We start from the raw sequence: 14,775 nt of genomic DNA, 5'->3' as shown, positions 1-14,775 counted from the left end.
AAATGCTGGGCAAATTGGAACGCAAAGAAAAGATCATGGGCTTTGGTCATGCGATTTATAAAGACAATGACCCACGTAATGGCATCATCAAAATTTGGTCAGAGCGCTTAGCGAAAGATGTCGGTGACACGGTTCTTTATCCAGTATCAGTACGTTGTGAAGAAGTGATGTGGCGTGAGAAGAAATTATTCTGTAATGCAGACTTCTTCCATGCATCGGCATACCACTTCATGGATATTGCGACCAAGTTATTCACACCAATTTTCGTGATGAGCCGTGTCACAGGTTGGGCGGCACATGTGATGGAACAACGTGCAGACAACCGTATCATTCGCCCAAGTGCGGACTATACAGGGCCTGAACTGCGTAAGGTGGTGCCAATTGAGGAGCGTGCTGCCGCATAACGCGATAACACATGATCTAAATAAGGTCTCATTTTTATAATTTGAGACCTTATTTTTTATCGGGTGAGAAGTATAGGATCTTCAATGTTATAACCTGTTTCAAAAGGAATCCCGAGATATTGAACAGTCACTAACGCTTTTTGTTGATTAGTAACTTTATAACTTTGTGAAATGCGCAGCCCATTTTTATAGTCCACCGCCTTGTGTACGGGACTTTTCAAATTGTTGTATTTCACTTGATATTGATAGCTAAACTTCGGGATGGAGACTTTAGGGTCATACCAAGAGGGTTCTTTTGAAGTCTTTTTACTGATGGCTTGAATTTTAACCTGCTTGGGTTGAATCGGTGTTAAAGCTTTGAGTCGTTTTTTTATTTTTGCAATGTCACGGTCAAACTTCTGACTGTCTTGATCATAGTCAATTTTTTGAGTTTTTGGATTGATATATAAAGATTTCACTTCAATCAGTTTGGAGGGTGTTTTGCTGTTGAGTTGATAATAATACAATTGTGGCAAACGACCACGACCATCTAAATAATGTCGCATCACATAAATTTTTTGATCAGCTTGGTCGAGTCCTAAAATTTCAATATTTTGTGGTCCACCTACAGTTGCAAAACTGTGGCTTGAAAAAAATAAGGTGCTGAAAAGTAGAGGATGGATTATTTTCATCATCATGAGGCGCTTCACATTTTTATTGATTATGGTTCAGTTTAAAGGTTCTAAATGTAGAAAAATCAAATTTAGTGTAAAGATTTAAGCATTTTGAACACGTTCAATGACCATTTGAGCGACGTTTTTCGTAAGTTGATCAAGTCGCTCAAGCGTACTGCCCAGTAGTAAATAATGGTAAGTGCTTAAACTGTTTTGATAATGAATGGCAATATAAAAGGTGCCTTCAGGTTTTTCAGGCGTGGCACTTCCACCAGGTTTGAGTAGCCCCGTACAAGAGACAATAATATCGGCATAACGAAATAGTTGATGACCGTGAAGCGCCATAGCCTCAGTGACTTCAATTGACTCCGCTGTATATTGCTGAATAAGTGCAGGATCAATCTTTAAAATTTCACATTTGATGCTGGGGGCATAACTGACCAGTCCACCGAGTAAAATGTCAGCTCCGCTATGTTTATAAATCGAAAATTGACTGGAGAGATAACCTGAACTGGCACTTTCGATAAAGGCAATGGTCAATTTTTTCTGTTCTAGGAGGTTGCAGCATTGCTTGAGTACTTGCACGACTTTAGCTTCCCGATGTTCATTATTTTGATCTGTTTGACAGCTTAGTCATAAACACGGTACACACCGACAAAACGATTACATGCTTTACTTTCACTTTTTACAGAAAGGATGGCTTTTTGAAAGTTGAACTGGTAGTGGCAGTTGTTTTCATTATCGGTAATATTTTGTTTCTGATCGGGTGTGGTATAAGCCAAAAATGAAATGGTTTGGGTTTCTATGCGGTTATTGGGGCTACGATATGCAATACCTTCGATCTTAATTTTATCTTTGGATAGCTGATGCACTTGTAGGTGCACAGGTTGCTTGGCAATGGTCCCATGTTCAAACTTTAAATAGTGTTGCGTCAAACTTTGATTTAATGATGTATAGAAGTTGAGATCATCAATTCTGAAATCCATCTGCTGCTGATAGCATGCTAAGGATTTACACTGCTGTAGGCGGTTCAACCATAGCTGATGGGTATCGACCAATAAACGCTGAGGCGCATCACTGATTATAAAAGCAGTCATGGATTGTGTGTCTAATTTTTGTCGAATGTCTTTAAATTGATCAGTACAGATCTTTTTAAGGCTAGATGAAGTCGGATCATCACAGTCAATGACTTGAGCATAACTAAAGCTGGTACAAAGACAACTTAGACACACTAAAATACTAAATTTTTTCATAAGTTTTATGTCGGTTTTCAACAGCATGATCGCTTATACTTTCACTATGTTGCGCTGCTTGTAACTATAGCGAAAGAGAAAGCGTGAATACAAGATTTCAATCATTTATTTCTTAAAGGAAACTGAGCATGGTTGCACATATTCGAATAGGACAGGGACTTGATGTACATGCTTTTGAAGAGGGTGAATTTGTCACACTGGCAGGTATTCAAATTCCGCATACACACGGCTTAAAAGCACATTCAGATGGTGATGTGGTTTTGCATGCTTTAACAGATGCATTATTGGGTGCGTTGGCTTTAGGGGATATTGGTCAGCATTTTCCCGATACCGATCCTCGCTTTAAAGGGGCAGACAGTCGTGTATTACTCAAACATGTCTATCAACTCATATTAGATCGTGGTTATCAGTTAAATAATGCTGACATTACTGTGGCATGTGAACGTCCGAAGTTGGCACCGCATAATTTAGCGATGCGCCAAAGCATTGCGGACGTTCTTGATGTTGAAATCACGCAGATTAGCATTAAAGCAACGACCACGGAAAAACTGGGCTTTACGGGTCGTCAGGAAGGTATTTTATCTACAGCTACGGTGCTGATTTCTCACGCAAAATGATCAGGATTGATCATAGCCAGCTTTAATTCTTGTGTTGCTTTACGACCTTGAAGTTGTAAGGCAACAGCATGCGCCAAACCTGTCCATGTGTCATTCGGTTCCCAAATTTGATGCATGGCTTCGTGTGCGGTTGGCATATCGATATTCATATAATATTGACGATATAAATACATCAAACTACTGACTCGATAATTTTCTGAACAATGGACCCAAATGGTTTGTTCTTGAACCAAATGATCAATCATATCTAAGACCAATAAGCATTGATCATCAGACGGGGTATCCCATGAAATCGGCACATGTATATAGTTCAAACCGAGCTCTAAACAGATTTGATCTTCATTCGCTAAATAGTTATTGCTATTACTGAGCGCAAGATTGATGACCGTGTTTACGCCATACTCTTTAATTTGCTGTAATTGCTCAGCAGTCGGTTGTCCAGAAGTAAACAAATGCTCGTGGATAAATTGAAAGTTAAGTGTTTGGCTTAAGTGTGTTTCAATAGCGTTCATAATTATTTCTTAATCTTAGAATGAAAAACGCCATCCGAAGATGGCGTTTTAAAAACTTAACGGTTCGGTAAAACGTCTTTGAGTGCTTCGTGCATCTCTAGTAATACGTTTTCTGTGGTATCCCAGTCAATACAACCATCGGTTACTGACTTGCCGTATTCAAGATCGCATAGGTTTTCAGGAATTTCCTGACGACCACCTTTCAGGTGACTTTCAACCATAATGCCGATAATAGATTTATTCCCATCAATAATTTGTTCGGTAATATTTTTCAGAACAAGCGGTTGAAGGAACGGGTCTTTGTTCGAGTTTGCATGACTGGTGTCAATCATGATTTTGGTGCTGACTTTCGCTTTAGCTAAAGCAGCTTCTGCTTCTGCTACAGAACCAGCATCGTAGTTTGGCTTGCCATTACCACCACGAAGTACCACGTGTGCATACGGGTTACCTGAAGTACGAATCACAGAGACTTGGCCTTGGTTGTTTAGACCCAAGAAGTGGTGACCATGTTTCACCGACTGCATGGCATTGGTTGCAACAGTTAAGCCACCATCTGTACCATTTTTGAAACCTACGGGTGAAGAAAGACCAGAAGACATTTCACGGTGTGTTTGGCTTTCAGTGGTACGTGCACCAATCGCTGACCAAGAGATTAAGTCTTGGTAGTACTGTGGTGAGTTTGGATCAAGGGCTTCGGTCGCGCACGGTAAGCCTTTTTCATTTAACTCAACCAAAAGTTTACGACCAATGCGTAAACCTTTTTCAATGTTGAATGAGTCATTCATGTCAGGGTCATTGATCAAACCTTTCCAACCCACTGTGGTACGTGGTTTTTCGAAATAAACACGCATTACGACATAGATTGAGTCTTTAATTTTATCGCTTAAAACTTTTAAACGGTCTGCGTATTCGTGAGCAGCAACTGGGTCATGAATTGAACATGGGCCAATCACCACAAAAATGCGTTTGTCTTTACCATCTAAAATATTGCGAATTGTTTCACGACCGTGAAGTACAGTTTGATATGCAGACTCAGTGAGAGGCAATTCAGTTTTTAATTCCGCTGGGGTAACTAGCGGATGAATGCTTTGTAAATTCACGTCATCGATGTCGTTTTGGGTAATAGAGTTTGACTGTAGAGTATTCATTGCCGTCACTGGTTCGATCGTATTAAGTTGCTTTATAAGCTGAATATAACACGGTTTAGCTGATAAAAGGTTATAAAAAAGTCGAATGAATCTTTGAAAAAAAAGTGATGAATCTTAGGTTTATTTTAAATAAGAATGCCTACACTGAGGCATTCTTAACTGTTGAAATTTGAACGACTTGAGCGGTTTCGGCTGGCTTCACTGGTTTGGCTTTGATCGGATTCAACATGAAGTTGACACCCAGCGCAAACAGAGTAATACCCAACACTTTACGGATGATTTTTTCAGGAAGGCGTGAACTAATCAGTGTTCCAATAATAATTGCTGGAATAGACCCCACCAATAACCACATAAGGAGGTGGAAGTCCACGTTGCCTGAAGTCATGTGACCCATACCAGCAACGAACGTAAGTAACACCGCATGCACAACGTCAGAACCAATAATACGAATCATCGGTAGGTTTGGGAACATAATGACCAAAGCCATGATTCCGAAAGCACCTGCACCAACTGATGACAGTGTCACGAAGACCCCAAGAACCACACCCATCATCACAATGTACTTACGTTTATTGCTGGTTTGAAGCTGAACTTTTTCTAAGTCTTCAGTCATGTCTGGGAGTTCATCTTTACGTAATTTGTTGAAAAATTTTTCAATTTGATTACGGAAGACAATTGATAAACCTGTAATGGTCAACATGAAGCCTAAAACCATGGTGAGCACGGCTTTGTAGTGGGTAGACTGGCTCAAATAGTTGTCGAGTACCCAGTGCGTTGCAAAGGAAGCAGGAATACTGCCAATTGCAAGCCAAAGCACAATCGGCCACACAATATTTAGTTTTTTGGCATGTACAAATGAACCACAAAATTTTGAAATTGCGGCATAGAGCAAGTCTGTACCAATGGCAATGTGAGGTTCAATTCTGAAAAGGCTGATGAGGATCGGCGTCATTAATGAACCACCACCTACACCAGTAATTCCCACACAAAAACCGACTAAAACACCTGCGAGAATAAATTCGAGTGGACCAAACATTGTTATATGCCAAAATATCAAAAAACGTGCATATCTTATGACGTTTTCATATAAGTCGTTGTCTTGATTGTTGATTTACTTATTCTAAAAAGAGATATAGGAGTTATTGTTTGAGCTGTATCCGTGCTTTTATTTTTAAGCCTACAATTGTCAGTAACCACAATAGATTAAGATCTATGAGTGTTTGTAGAACATAAAGAGGGGCTAGCTGATGCTTTTTCCATTGCTCAAAATTCGCTGTGGTCGAGCTATAGGTCATATCTAAGTGCTGCTGACGTGGATTAGCTAATGTGATCTGATGAATAAATGCCTCCTTTTTTGCATTTTTTAGGTTCCAAAAAATACGCTCCAAATAGTAAACCTCGACCTGCTTTGCCGTAAATTGGTGACGATGTGATGACTGGTCACATAGTGTTTGAACAGGTTCTCCCATCAATGCGCAGTTTGCGATCCATAAATGATGCTGTTGTTTAAATTTCAACGTGCTGATTCGTCCTTTACTGATTTCAACGGTGATTTCATCAAAGGTTTTACTCTGAATCTGAGTGGGGATCCATCTGCTTGGGAAACAAATAAATACAAGCAAATTGAAAATGAGGGAAATAAAAAGTGTCCAGCCAAAATGATGCTTCGACCAACTGCAGAGCTGTTGAAAGGGTATGATGATTTCTTGTTGTGACCAATCTAAAGCTGAACGCAATGTTTGCCCCGTGAAAATATCTATAAAAGTGCTATTATTTAGCGTGTTATAACTAAAAAATCACGGTGCTTCAACTTAAATGATTTTGATTAGTCTCTAAAATTCTGTTGCAATTGTTCTGGCTCATATATTTACACACCTTTTTATTTGGCTCATGATCGAAATAAAAAGTGTGTGAGTTGTAGAGTAAATACTTACTTAGATTGAGCTGTTTTTTTGGGTTTTAAGTCATTGATGCTTAAAATCAGTATAAAAAGTATCGGGGTTGCAAATACAAATAAACTGACACTCCCCACACCGCGACCCGTGAATTGAATCAATAAAATTAATGTCGCGGCCAGTACACCAAAAGCCAAATATCGGCAGATTTGATAATGTTCTGCACACTTAGCCCAACGTGACTTTTGAGTTTTAGTACGCTGCTTATCGCTCACCAGAAATAATACATAGCACGCGAAAGTGATGAGAAGTCCTGCAATCAGGTAGATCATGAATTGGGCTCCTGAACCGCAGTATTGGCATATTTTTTCTGAATTTTTTGTACAGTTTTTTGTTGAATGGGCTGGATTTTTTGATGTAAGAAAATAGCCAATATCGCAAGGATGAAGATCATAAGATCAACTCGCAAAAATAACCAATATTCATGTAAGTCATGCACATATTGATGGCTGATTAAATAGTAAAGATTGAAAATAGGCAAAGATACAGCCAGTAAAATGAAGACTTTCAGTTGAGTTTTCCAAAGGTGTTGCTGTGGAGTGAACAATGCAATGACTAAACTGAGTAACCAAGTGCCGAAAAATGCGTAAATTTCGTAGTTGGGTTGACCAGCTTCTAACTGAAGTAAACGGTTTGTGCAAAGATAGCTGAGCATGGCAATCGGCAAGCCAATGATGGCAGCCGTATTTAGGCGGTTAACCACATAATGTCCAAAGTGGAAACTTTGTTTTTTATTTTGTAGCTGACGTTTTAAGCTCCAGAGTAAAAGCCCAGATGCAATCATGGCACAGCCTAAAAGCCCTGAGAAGAATAACGCAAAGCGTAATAGGGGCTGTGCAAAGTGTGCCATGTGTAAACCATAAACTCCATTATTGAGCGTGGCGATTGCACTATTATTTCGAGTGTCTCCGAGCAGGGCACCAGATTCGCCGTTAAAGCTGAGTTGGGCTTGGTTTCGCGTGATGCTTCGGTCAGTTGACTCAACCAAGTTCACCTGAGCGATATTGGTATTGGGGTGTTTGACCGTAATATTGCCAATTTCTGTTTTACCCCAACGCTGCTCAGATTGTTGTATGAAGTACTCAATCGGTCGCATCGTAGCGGGTATCGGTTTAGCCTCAGAGCTGATGCTAATATTTCTAATTTCATCAAAATATTGGAACGGTTGCTCTGGATAGAGTTTCTTCATGCCATTGGGAAGAATGAGATAAAAGAAAATGGCTAAACCAGTGAATGTAATGGTCAGAAAAAAGGGCAAAGCAATGACAGAAGTGACATTGTGAAAGTCTAGATACGAGCGTTGCCCCTTGAAGGCTCTTAGGGTAAAGAATTCGGTGAATATCTTTTTGTGTGTGATGATGCCTGAAATGAGGATGATCAACATTAAGAAGGCTGCAATAGTGACTAAAAGCCTACCGATAAAATAGGGCACACCATACAGCTGATAGTGAAAGCCATAGAAAAACTCACCGCCTTGGGTTGCTGACAAGGTGACTTCTTTGCCTGTGTTCGCATCCAAAGTCTTATTTTCGTAGCCACCATCGGCCTTTTGCCAATAGATTTTATTAACAGGTGAACTAGGACTAGCTACGCCGATATACCAACTTTGCGCATCTGCAGCATTTTTTTGTAAGTATTGATATGCCGACTTCATCGCAGTATCTTGTTTGACCTGCATGGTGGCAAATTGCGGTTGCATCCACAAATTTATTTCATGACGATAATAGGTCGCAGCACCTGTTAAAAAAATGGCAAATAATAACCATCCCAGTGTTAGTCCAAGCCAAGAGTGTAGCCATGCCATTGATTGGCGAACAGATTTTTGCATGGTTTAACCTACGAACTTCAGCAATAGAAAAAAGCAAAGGGAAAGCGAAATGGTTGAAGCGCTTAATTTTTTCAGGGATTGAGCACAAAAGCTCAAAATGACAAAAATGATAAAGAAAATAAGAGATAGAAAAGCCGCCAAATAAATGGATTCTGCTTTAGCTAAGTGAGGGTAAAAACTAAGGGTAAGCAGTTCTGATAACATGAATGTACATAAATAGCCTAAGCCAAATGTGATCAAAAACCGATACAGGACGGATAGGGGATATTGAAATTTATGCATGACGAACCATTTAACCCAGAAAAAAGCGCCTCAGTTTCTGTGCTTTCAAACAACAGAAAACAAGGCGCTATTGAATCAATATTTGAATTTCACAGCAACACTATAGTTGGCGGGTGCGCCATAAAAACCTTGTGCATCTGGGAAATTAAATAAATATTTTTCATCAGTGATGTTATTGCCATTGGCTTGTAAAGTGATATTTTTATTGACTTCATAGCTTGCCATCACATTGACTAAAGCATAAGCATCTTGCTGAATAATTCCTGATTTTTGAGTCACAACACCACTAGCATTCGTCGTTTCAGGAACATTTAAATATGTTTTATCTTGCCACTGTACGCCTAAACCTAATTTTAATTTAGGGATTTGTGGGATTTGATAAGTTGTCAATAAATTAAAAGATTGAGTAGGGTTAAAGGTACGAGCGTCGCCACCATTAATTAAATCTTTCAAACTTAATTGGGTATAACCAAAACTGAGATTTAAATGATCTGTGAGCTGTCCTGCAAGACCAAATTCATAACCTTGTGAACGTAAGTCACTGACTTGAGTTTTACGTGTTGTTGGTAAGCCATCTGAATTACGTAAAGGATAGTTACTTTCTTCAGTACGGAAAATAGCCATTGTTGCAGTCAATTTATCATCTAGCCACGAACTTTTTACACCAACCTCATAGCTTTCACCTTCGATCGGTTTATTAATACCACCATCTACAGCTTTAGTCGTTTGTGGGCGGAAAATTGAGCTATAACTCATGTAACCTGTATATTCAGGAGTGAAATTATAAGTGATGCCTGCATAAGGCAAAACTTTATCTTCATCATAAATAGTGTCTGCGCCATAACTTGTGCCTTTGCTTTCAGCTTGCACATAGTTTGCCCCCAAAAGAAGCCTTAAATCATCGTTTAAATGCAGACGTGTCGCCGCATAATAGCTTTGATTTTTTTGCTTCATATGCATTTCACCACTGGTTTGAGAAAAATCCCAAGTCGGTTCAGCAGGTGTCCAGCTGGTTAGGTCTGTAGTGAGGTGATTAGCATAACTACCACTATAGCCTAATTCATTACTGTCGTTTTCAGACCATGAATATCCGACAGTGGCTTCATGCCGTTGTCCCAATAATGGATAAGTGCCTAAAAAATTAAGATTGGCTTGACGAGTTTTATTATCATCCACATATATACCAGGCCATAGGTATACGCCTGAAGTTCCATCGGCACTCGGGTTGCCCGATAAAAACAGGAGTTTTGAATTCCGTGTTGTATGCTTTTCATCATAAGACAGTTTTGCAACCCAATCACCACCAAGTTTTTGTTGTAACTCGGCAAAATAATTTTTGATATTGGTATCCCAATAGGTCCAATCAGGGCTGTAGTTATAGTCTCTTGAATAATCTAACTGCTCACCTTCAGTATTAATCAGTGGGTTTGCGCCCCAGTTATTACCATTCGATTTATTGTTGGTTTCGGTATAACCCACAGTGAATAAAGTTGAGTCAGTGAGATCTGCTTCAATGATTGCACCAAATCCATTTTTCTCAAGTTCATAGTTATCTAAATAACTATCACCCGTTTGCTCATAACCAAATACATGGCCACGAATTTTACCATCTTGGGTTAGCGCAGATGACACATCAGCCTCATAACGTTGCGTATTCCAAGAGCCATAACTGGCATTAAATGAAACCTGTAAGTCTTGAGTCGGGCGTTTACGGATCATGTTAATGGTTGCACTAGGGTCACCTACGCCATTATTTAAAGCATCTGCACCTTTTACCACTTCAATTCGATCAAACAAAAAACTGTCTGGGTTGTCATTATTATAGTTATAACTTTCTAAAGGAAAACCAACGCCGTCTACAAGCACATTTGAAATTTCAAAACCACGTGCAAGATAAGTTGTACGATCCGTTTCCTGATTACTCACAATGACGCCAGGAACATTACGCAAAACCTCACGTGTACTATTTAGTGCGAAGTCATCGAGTTGTTGACGTGTCACAACATTGACTGTTTGAGGTGTTTCTTTGAGTGGGATATTTAGTTTAGTCGCACTAATGGACTGTTGAACAATATAGGATTTAGACTGTTCAGAGCTTTGTGTTGCTTGATCATCACTTGCTTGTACGGTAATGGTTGCTAAGTTTTGCGTGTCTTGTGCAAAACTATACTGAGCGCTAAGAATAGCTAAACTAATGACAGAGAGCTTAAAGCTACGAGAGGAGATGTTGAGCATCAATAAATACTAATGAGAATAATTATTAATAAGTTTATTGTTTGTCTGTGTGCTTTACAAGTTATTTACAATTGAAAAAATAAATCAAAAATTATCTTTGATTGAGGCGATATGAAGTAGTTAAGAGTTTATGAAGCCATTGATGTAAGTTGACTGCACTTTATCATTGTTGCTTTAACATACCCACGCCAATCTAAAAGACGCTATGTTATGATGCATGGGTTGAAAAATAAGGAATAATGCTTTGCAAAATCGGAAACTTAAAATTGGAATCGTAGTGGGTGAAGTATCGGGTGATACTTTAGGTGCTAAACTTATTCGCAGTTTTCGTGAGCAAGGAATTGATGCAGAATTTGAGGGTATTGGTGGCCCGCAAATGATTGCAGAGGGTTTCAACAGCTTTTATCCGATGGATATTTTGTCTGTTATGGGGCTGGTTGAGGTTCTTAAAGACATTAAAAAGCTTTTTGCTGTACGTGATGGACTGGTAGAGAAGTGGACAGCCCATCCTGTCGATGTGTTTATTGGGATTGATGCGCCAGACTTTAATCTGCGCCTTTCAAAAAGTTTAAAACAAAAACAACTGCCCATAAAAACCGTGCAGTATGTTAGTCCTTCCGTTTGGGCATGGCGTCAGGGACGGGTTCATGGCATCAAAGCTTCTATTGATTTGGTACTGTGTTTATTTCCGTTTGAAAAAGCATTTTATAAAAAATGGGATGTTCCTGCTGCGTTTGTAGGACACCCCTTGGCGAGCCAATTGCCTTTGGAAAACCCAATTTTACAAGCCAAAGAAGAACTGGGTTTAGATCTGACACAAAAGCATATTGCCTTATTGCCGGGAAGTCGACGTGGTGAAATTGAAAAGCTCGGTCCACTGGTTTTAGATGCTGCAAAATTGCTCTACGCCAAATATCCAAACTATCGCTTTGTGATACCAGCAATCAATGATGCACGTAAGCAACAAATCGAAGCTTTGCTTAGCCAGTATCCAAAAGCATTGGTCGATCAAATTGACTTGCTTGAAAACTCAAGTACTGAGTCGAAGATCGGGCGCCAAGTCATGAATGCAGCCAATATTGTGGCTTTAGCATCGGGTACAGCAACTTTAGAAGCCATGCTGTTACACCGACCAATGGTGACCTTCTATAAGTTGAATTGGCTCACTTATCATGTGGTGAAATTCTTGATCAAGATTCCATATTATTCATTGCCGAATATTATTGCGGGCAAGAAAGTGATACAAGAATTAATTCAAAAAGATGCAACGCCTGAGAAATTGGCGGCTGAAATTGAAAAATTAATGAATATTGAAACCGCACAGATTCAGGCTATGCAGCACATTACCATGCATAAACAGTTACTTGCAGGTAATAGTGAAAACCCTGTTGAGGCGATTTTAAATATTTTAGATTAATTTTCTTTAAGACATCGTGATAGGTACAGTGAGAAACAACCCAAACGTATTTGGGTTGTTTCTTTTTACTTTAAGGTTTTAGTCCAACTGCTTTGGCACGTGCAGCATGTAACTTTTTATAACTGTCGATTAAACGTAAGTGACGGTCCAAACCTTCAAGTTTCATACTGGTTTCTGTTAAACCATAGAAACGAATACGACCTTCAACTGTGCCTATTACCGCATCCATACGTTCATCACCGAACATACGGCGGAAGTTGGCTTCATACTCTTCCACTTCCATGTCGTCATCTAACATCACTTCGAGCACGACATTCATGCATTGGTAGAACAGACCACGTTCAACGGTATTGGTGTTGTATTGTAAGAATGCTTCAACCAAATCTTTCGCTTCTTCAAACTGCTCTAATGCAAGATAGATCAATAGTTTAAGTTCAAGCAGAGTCAATTGACCCCATTCGGTATTGTCATCAAACTCAATCCCGATCAAAGTCTTGATTTCAGTATAGTCATCTAGCTCACATTCTTCTAAACGTTCAACCAGCGCTTCGAGTTTTTCGTTGTCTAAACGGTGTAAGTTGAGGATATCTTCACGGTAAAGCAGTGCTTTGTTGGTGTTGTCCCAAACCAAGTCTTCAACCAAGTAGATTTCTGAGTAACCTGGCACCAAGATACGGCACGCCGTTGCACCTAAATGTTGGTAAATGGCCATATAGACTTCTTTGCCCATATTTTCCAAAATACCGAACAGTTCATCAGCCTCATCGGCATTTGAGTTTTGGCCTTGATTGGTAAAGTCCCACTCGACAAAGTCATAGTCTGATTTGGCACTAAAGAAACGCCATGACACCACACCACTTGAGTCAATGAAGTGTTCAACAAAGTTATTGGGTTCAGTGACCGCATTTGAGCTAAATGTTGGGCGAGGCAAGTCGTTCAGACCTTCAAAGCTACGACCTTGAAGTAACTCAGTTAAGCTACGCTCAAGCGCAACTTCAAAGCTTGGATGTGCACCGAAAGAGGCGAATACACCACCTGTACGTGGGTTCATTAACGTCACACACATTACAGGGTATTGACCGCCTAGAGAAGCATCCTTCACCAGTACAGGGAAACCTTGCTCTTCTAAACCTTGGATGCCCGCTAAAATGCTAGGATATTTTGCTAAAACCTCTTGTGGTACATCTGGCAGGGTCAGTTCACCTTCCAAAATTTCACGTTTTACAGCACGCTCAAAAATTTCAGACAAACACTGTACTTGTGCTTCAGCTAAGGTGTTTCCTGCACTCATCCCGTTACTAAGGTACAAGTTTTCAATCAAGTTTGATGGGAAGTAAACCACTTGCGCATCAGACTGGCGAACAAAAGGTAAAGCGCAAATACCGCGCTCAGTTTTTCCTGAGTTGGTGTCGTATAAATGCGTACCTAACAGTTCTTCTTCAGGGTCATAAATTTCAAGGGTATATTCATCCAGAACGCCTTCTGGCATTTCACCATTTGGACCTGGCATGAACCATTTCTCATCTGGATAATGCACAAACTCGGCATTAGCAATATCTTCACCCCAGAACTGGTCGTTATAGAAGAAGTTACAGTTCAGACGTTCAATGAACTCACCCAGTGCAGAAGCTAATGCACTTTCTTTGCTTGACCCTTTACCGTTGGTAAAACACATTGGCGATTGAGCATCACGAATATGTAAAGACCACACATTCGGCACAATATTACGCCAAGAGGCAATCTCAATTTTCATGCCTAGACCAGCCAAAATACCTGACATATTGGCAATGGTTTCTTCTAAAGGCAGATCTTTACCTGCAATGATGGTGCTGGTTTCAGAAGCAAGGCTTGGAATAAGTAGGGCTTGAGCATCAGCATCAATGCTTTCTACTTCCTCAATAATAAACTCAGGACCTGTTTGAATCACTTTCTTAACTGTACACCGGTCGATAGAGCGCAAAATACCTTGGCGATCTTTTTCTGAAATGTCCGCTGGGAGTTCAACTTGAATTTTGAAGATTTGTTTATAGCGGTTTTCAGGATCAACAATGTTGTTTTGTGACAAACGAATGTTGTCAGTTGGAATGTCACGTGCCAAACAATACACTTTGACAAAGTAAGCCGCGCAAAGCGCAGAAGATGCTAAAAAATAGTCAAATGGACCGGGTGCAGAGCCATCACCTTTGTAGCGAATCGGTTGATCGGCAATGACTGTAAAATCGTCGAACTTCGCTTCTTGGCGAAGATTATCGAGATAATTAACCTTGATTTCCATGCTGGCACCTAAATTTTCTTATATGTCACCATGGACATACAAGAGATAAAATATTGAAAAATAAGCCGAATCACGGGTGAAAACTGGACTTAAAAAAGTGTGGCTAGAGCGAAAAAGAACAAACAAGCAGTGGTTTGAAGCCATCTCTAGCAAGGATGCGAGATATTATAGTGTGATTTTCACAAGATGCTAATCT

General features: G+C 39.8%; 15 protein-coding genes. 3 read left to right on the top strand and 12 right to left on the bottom strand.

All coding sequences use genetic code 11. The features are described 5' to 3' along the window. Nucleotides 1-404 (top strand): citrate/2-methylcitrate synthase (locus tag AXW61_RS14550; protein ID WP_276204022.1); only part of this gene is annotated, 404 nt, incomplete at its 5' end. A gap of 56 nt (nt 405-460) precedes the next feature. On the opposite strand, the gene AXW61_RS14545 is transcribed toward AXW61_RS14550, so the two are convergent. The 3 genes from AXW61_RS14545 to AXW61_RS14535 all read right to left on the bottom strand — a co-directional run bounded on the left by AXW61_RS14545 (nt 461) and on the right by AXW61_RS14535 (nt 2,337). Beyond that, a complete protein-coding gene (locus AXW61_RS14545; protein WP_062034873.1) occupies nt 461-1,081 on the bottom strand; it encodes a hypothetical protein in 621 nt (206 codons plus the stop codon). 78 nt (nt 1,082-1,159) lie between these two features. After that, nucleotides 1,160-1,642 (bottom strand): CinA family protein, encoded by a 483-nt coding sequence (locus tag AXW61_RS14540; RefSeq protein ID WP_062034872.1) that lies wholly within the window; start codon nt 1,640-1,642, stop codon nt 1,160-1,162. 44 nt (nt 1,643-1,686) lie between these two features. Then, nucleotides 1,687-2,337 (bottom strand): hypothetical protein, encoded by a 651-nt coding sequence (locus tag AXW61_RS14535; RefSeq protein WP_062034871.1) that lies wholly within the window; start codon nt 2,335-2,337, stop codon nt 1,687-1,689. A gap of 101 nt (nt 2,338-2,438) precedes the next feature. Here AXW61_RS14535 and ispF point away from each other — a divergent pair, with 101 nt between their 5' ends. After that, the gene (gene ispF, locus AXW61_RS14530; protein WP_004979990.1) at nt 2,439-2,927 is read left to right on the top strand and encodes a 2-C-methyl-D-erythritol 2,4-cyclodiphosphate synthase; all 489 of its coding nucleotides are present in this window, start codon (nt 2,439-2,441) and stop codon (nt 2,925-2,927) included. On the opposite strand, the gene AXW61_RS14525 is transcribed toward ispF, so the two are convergent. From AXW61_RS14525 to AXW61_RS14495, 8 genes are all read right to left on the bottom strand, one after another. Then, nucleotides 2,915-3,439, bottom strand: coding sequence for a protein tyrosine phosphatase family protein (locus AXW61_RS14525; RefSeq protein WP_005399562.1), 525 nt, complete (start codon nt 3,437-3,439; stop codon nt 2,915-2,917). The two genes, ispF and AXW61_RS14525, sit on opposite strands and share 13 nt — an antisense overlap. Before the next feature lie 56 nt (nt 3,440-3,495). Beyond that, on the bottom strand, nt 3,496-4,587 hold the full coding sequence (locus AXW61_RS14520) for a 3-deoxy-7-phosphoheptulonate synthase (RefSeq protein ID WP_062034870.1): 1,092 nt from the start codon (nt 4,585-4,587) through the stop codon (nt 3,496-3,498). 139 nt (nt 4,588-4,726) lie between these two features. Further along, entirely contained in the window at nt 4,727-5,623 is an 897-nt protein-coding gene (locus AXW61_RS14515; RefSeq protein ID WP_062034869.1) for a sulfite exporter TauE/SafE family protein, read from the bottom strand. A 103-nt stretch (nt 5,624-5,726) separates the two neighbouring features. Next, a complete protein-coding gene (locus tag AXW61_RS14510) occupies nt 5,727-6,323 on the bottom strand; it encodes a hypothetical protein (protein WP_062034868.1) in 597 nt (198 codons plus the stop codon). 194 nt (nt 6,324-6,517) lie between these two features. Then, the gene (locus tag AXW61_RS14505) at nt 6,518-6,814 is read right to left on the bottom strand and encodes a hypothetical protein (protein ID WP_062034867.1); all 297 of its coding nucleotides are present in this window, start codon (nt 6,812-6,814) and stop codon (nt 6,518-6,520) included. After that, entirely contained in the window at nt 6,811-8,370 is a 1,560-nt protein-coding gene (locus tag AXW61_RS14500) for a PepSY-associated TM helix domain-containing protein (protein WP_062034866.1), read from the bottom strand. Before AXW61_RS14500 ends, AXW61_RS14505 begins: the two co-directional genes overlap by 4 nt. A gap of 3 nt (nt 8,371-8,373) precedes the next feature. Next, a complete protein-coding gene (locus AXW61_RS17845; protein ID WP_081408313.1) occupies nt 8,374-8,652 on the bottom strand; it encodes a hypothetical protein in 279 nt (92 codons plus the stop codon). Nucleotides 8,653-8,727: 75 nt separating this feature from the next. Further along, nucleotides 8,728-10,887: a TonB-dependent siderophore receptor gene (locus AXW61_RS14495; RefSeq protein WP_062034865.1), complete on the bottom strand. Its 2,160-nt coding sequence runs from the start codon at nt 10,885-10,887 to the stop codon at nt 8,728-8,730. A gap of 244 nt (nt 10,888-11,131) precedes the next feature. On the opposite strand from AXW61_RS14495, the gene lpxB reads away from it, so the two are divergent. After that, nucleotides 11,132-12,304 (top strand): lipid-A-disaccharide synthase, encoded by a 1,173-nt coding sequence (gene lpxB, locus AXW61_RS14490; RefSeq protein WP_062034864.1) that lies wholly within the window; start codon nt 11,132-11,134, stop codon nt 12,302-12,304. A gap of 70 nt (nt 12,305-12,374) precedes the next feature. Here the strand turns inward: lpxB and AXW61_RS14485 are convergent, their stop codons facing one another. Next, nucleotides 12,375-14,579 (bottom strand): OsmC domain/YcaO domain-containing protein, encoded by a 2,205-nt coding sequence (locus AXW61_RS14485; RefSeq protein WP_062034863.1) that lies wholly within the window; start codon nt 14,577-14,579, stop codon nt 12,375-12,377. Nucleotides 14,580-14,775 lie beyond the last annotated feature (196 nt).

Source organism: Acinetobacter sp. BMW17 (assembly GCF_001592855.1).
In the GTDB taxonomy this organism is placed as follows: Bacteria; Pseudomonadota; Gammaproteobacteria; order Pseudomonadales; family Moraxellaceae; genus Acinetobacter; species Acinetobacter johnsonii.
The sequence above is the reverse complement of the archived record's forward strand: the minus strand, read 5'-3'. Positions and strand labels throughout refer to the sequence as shown.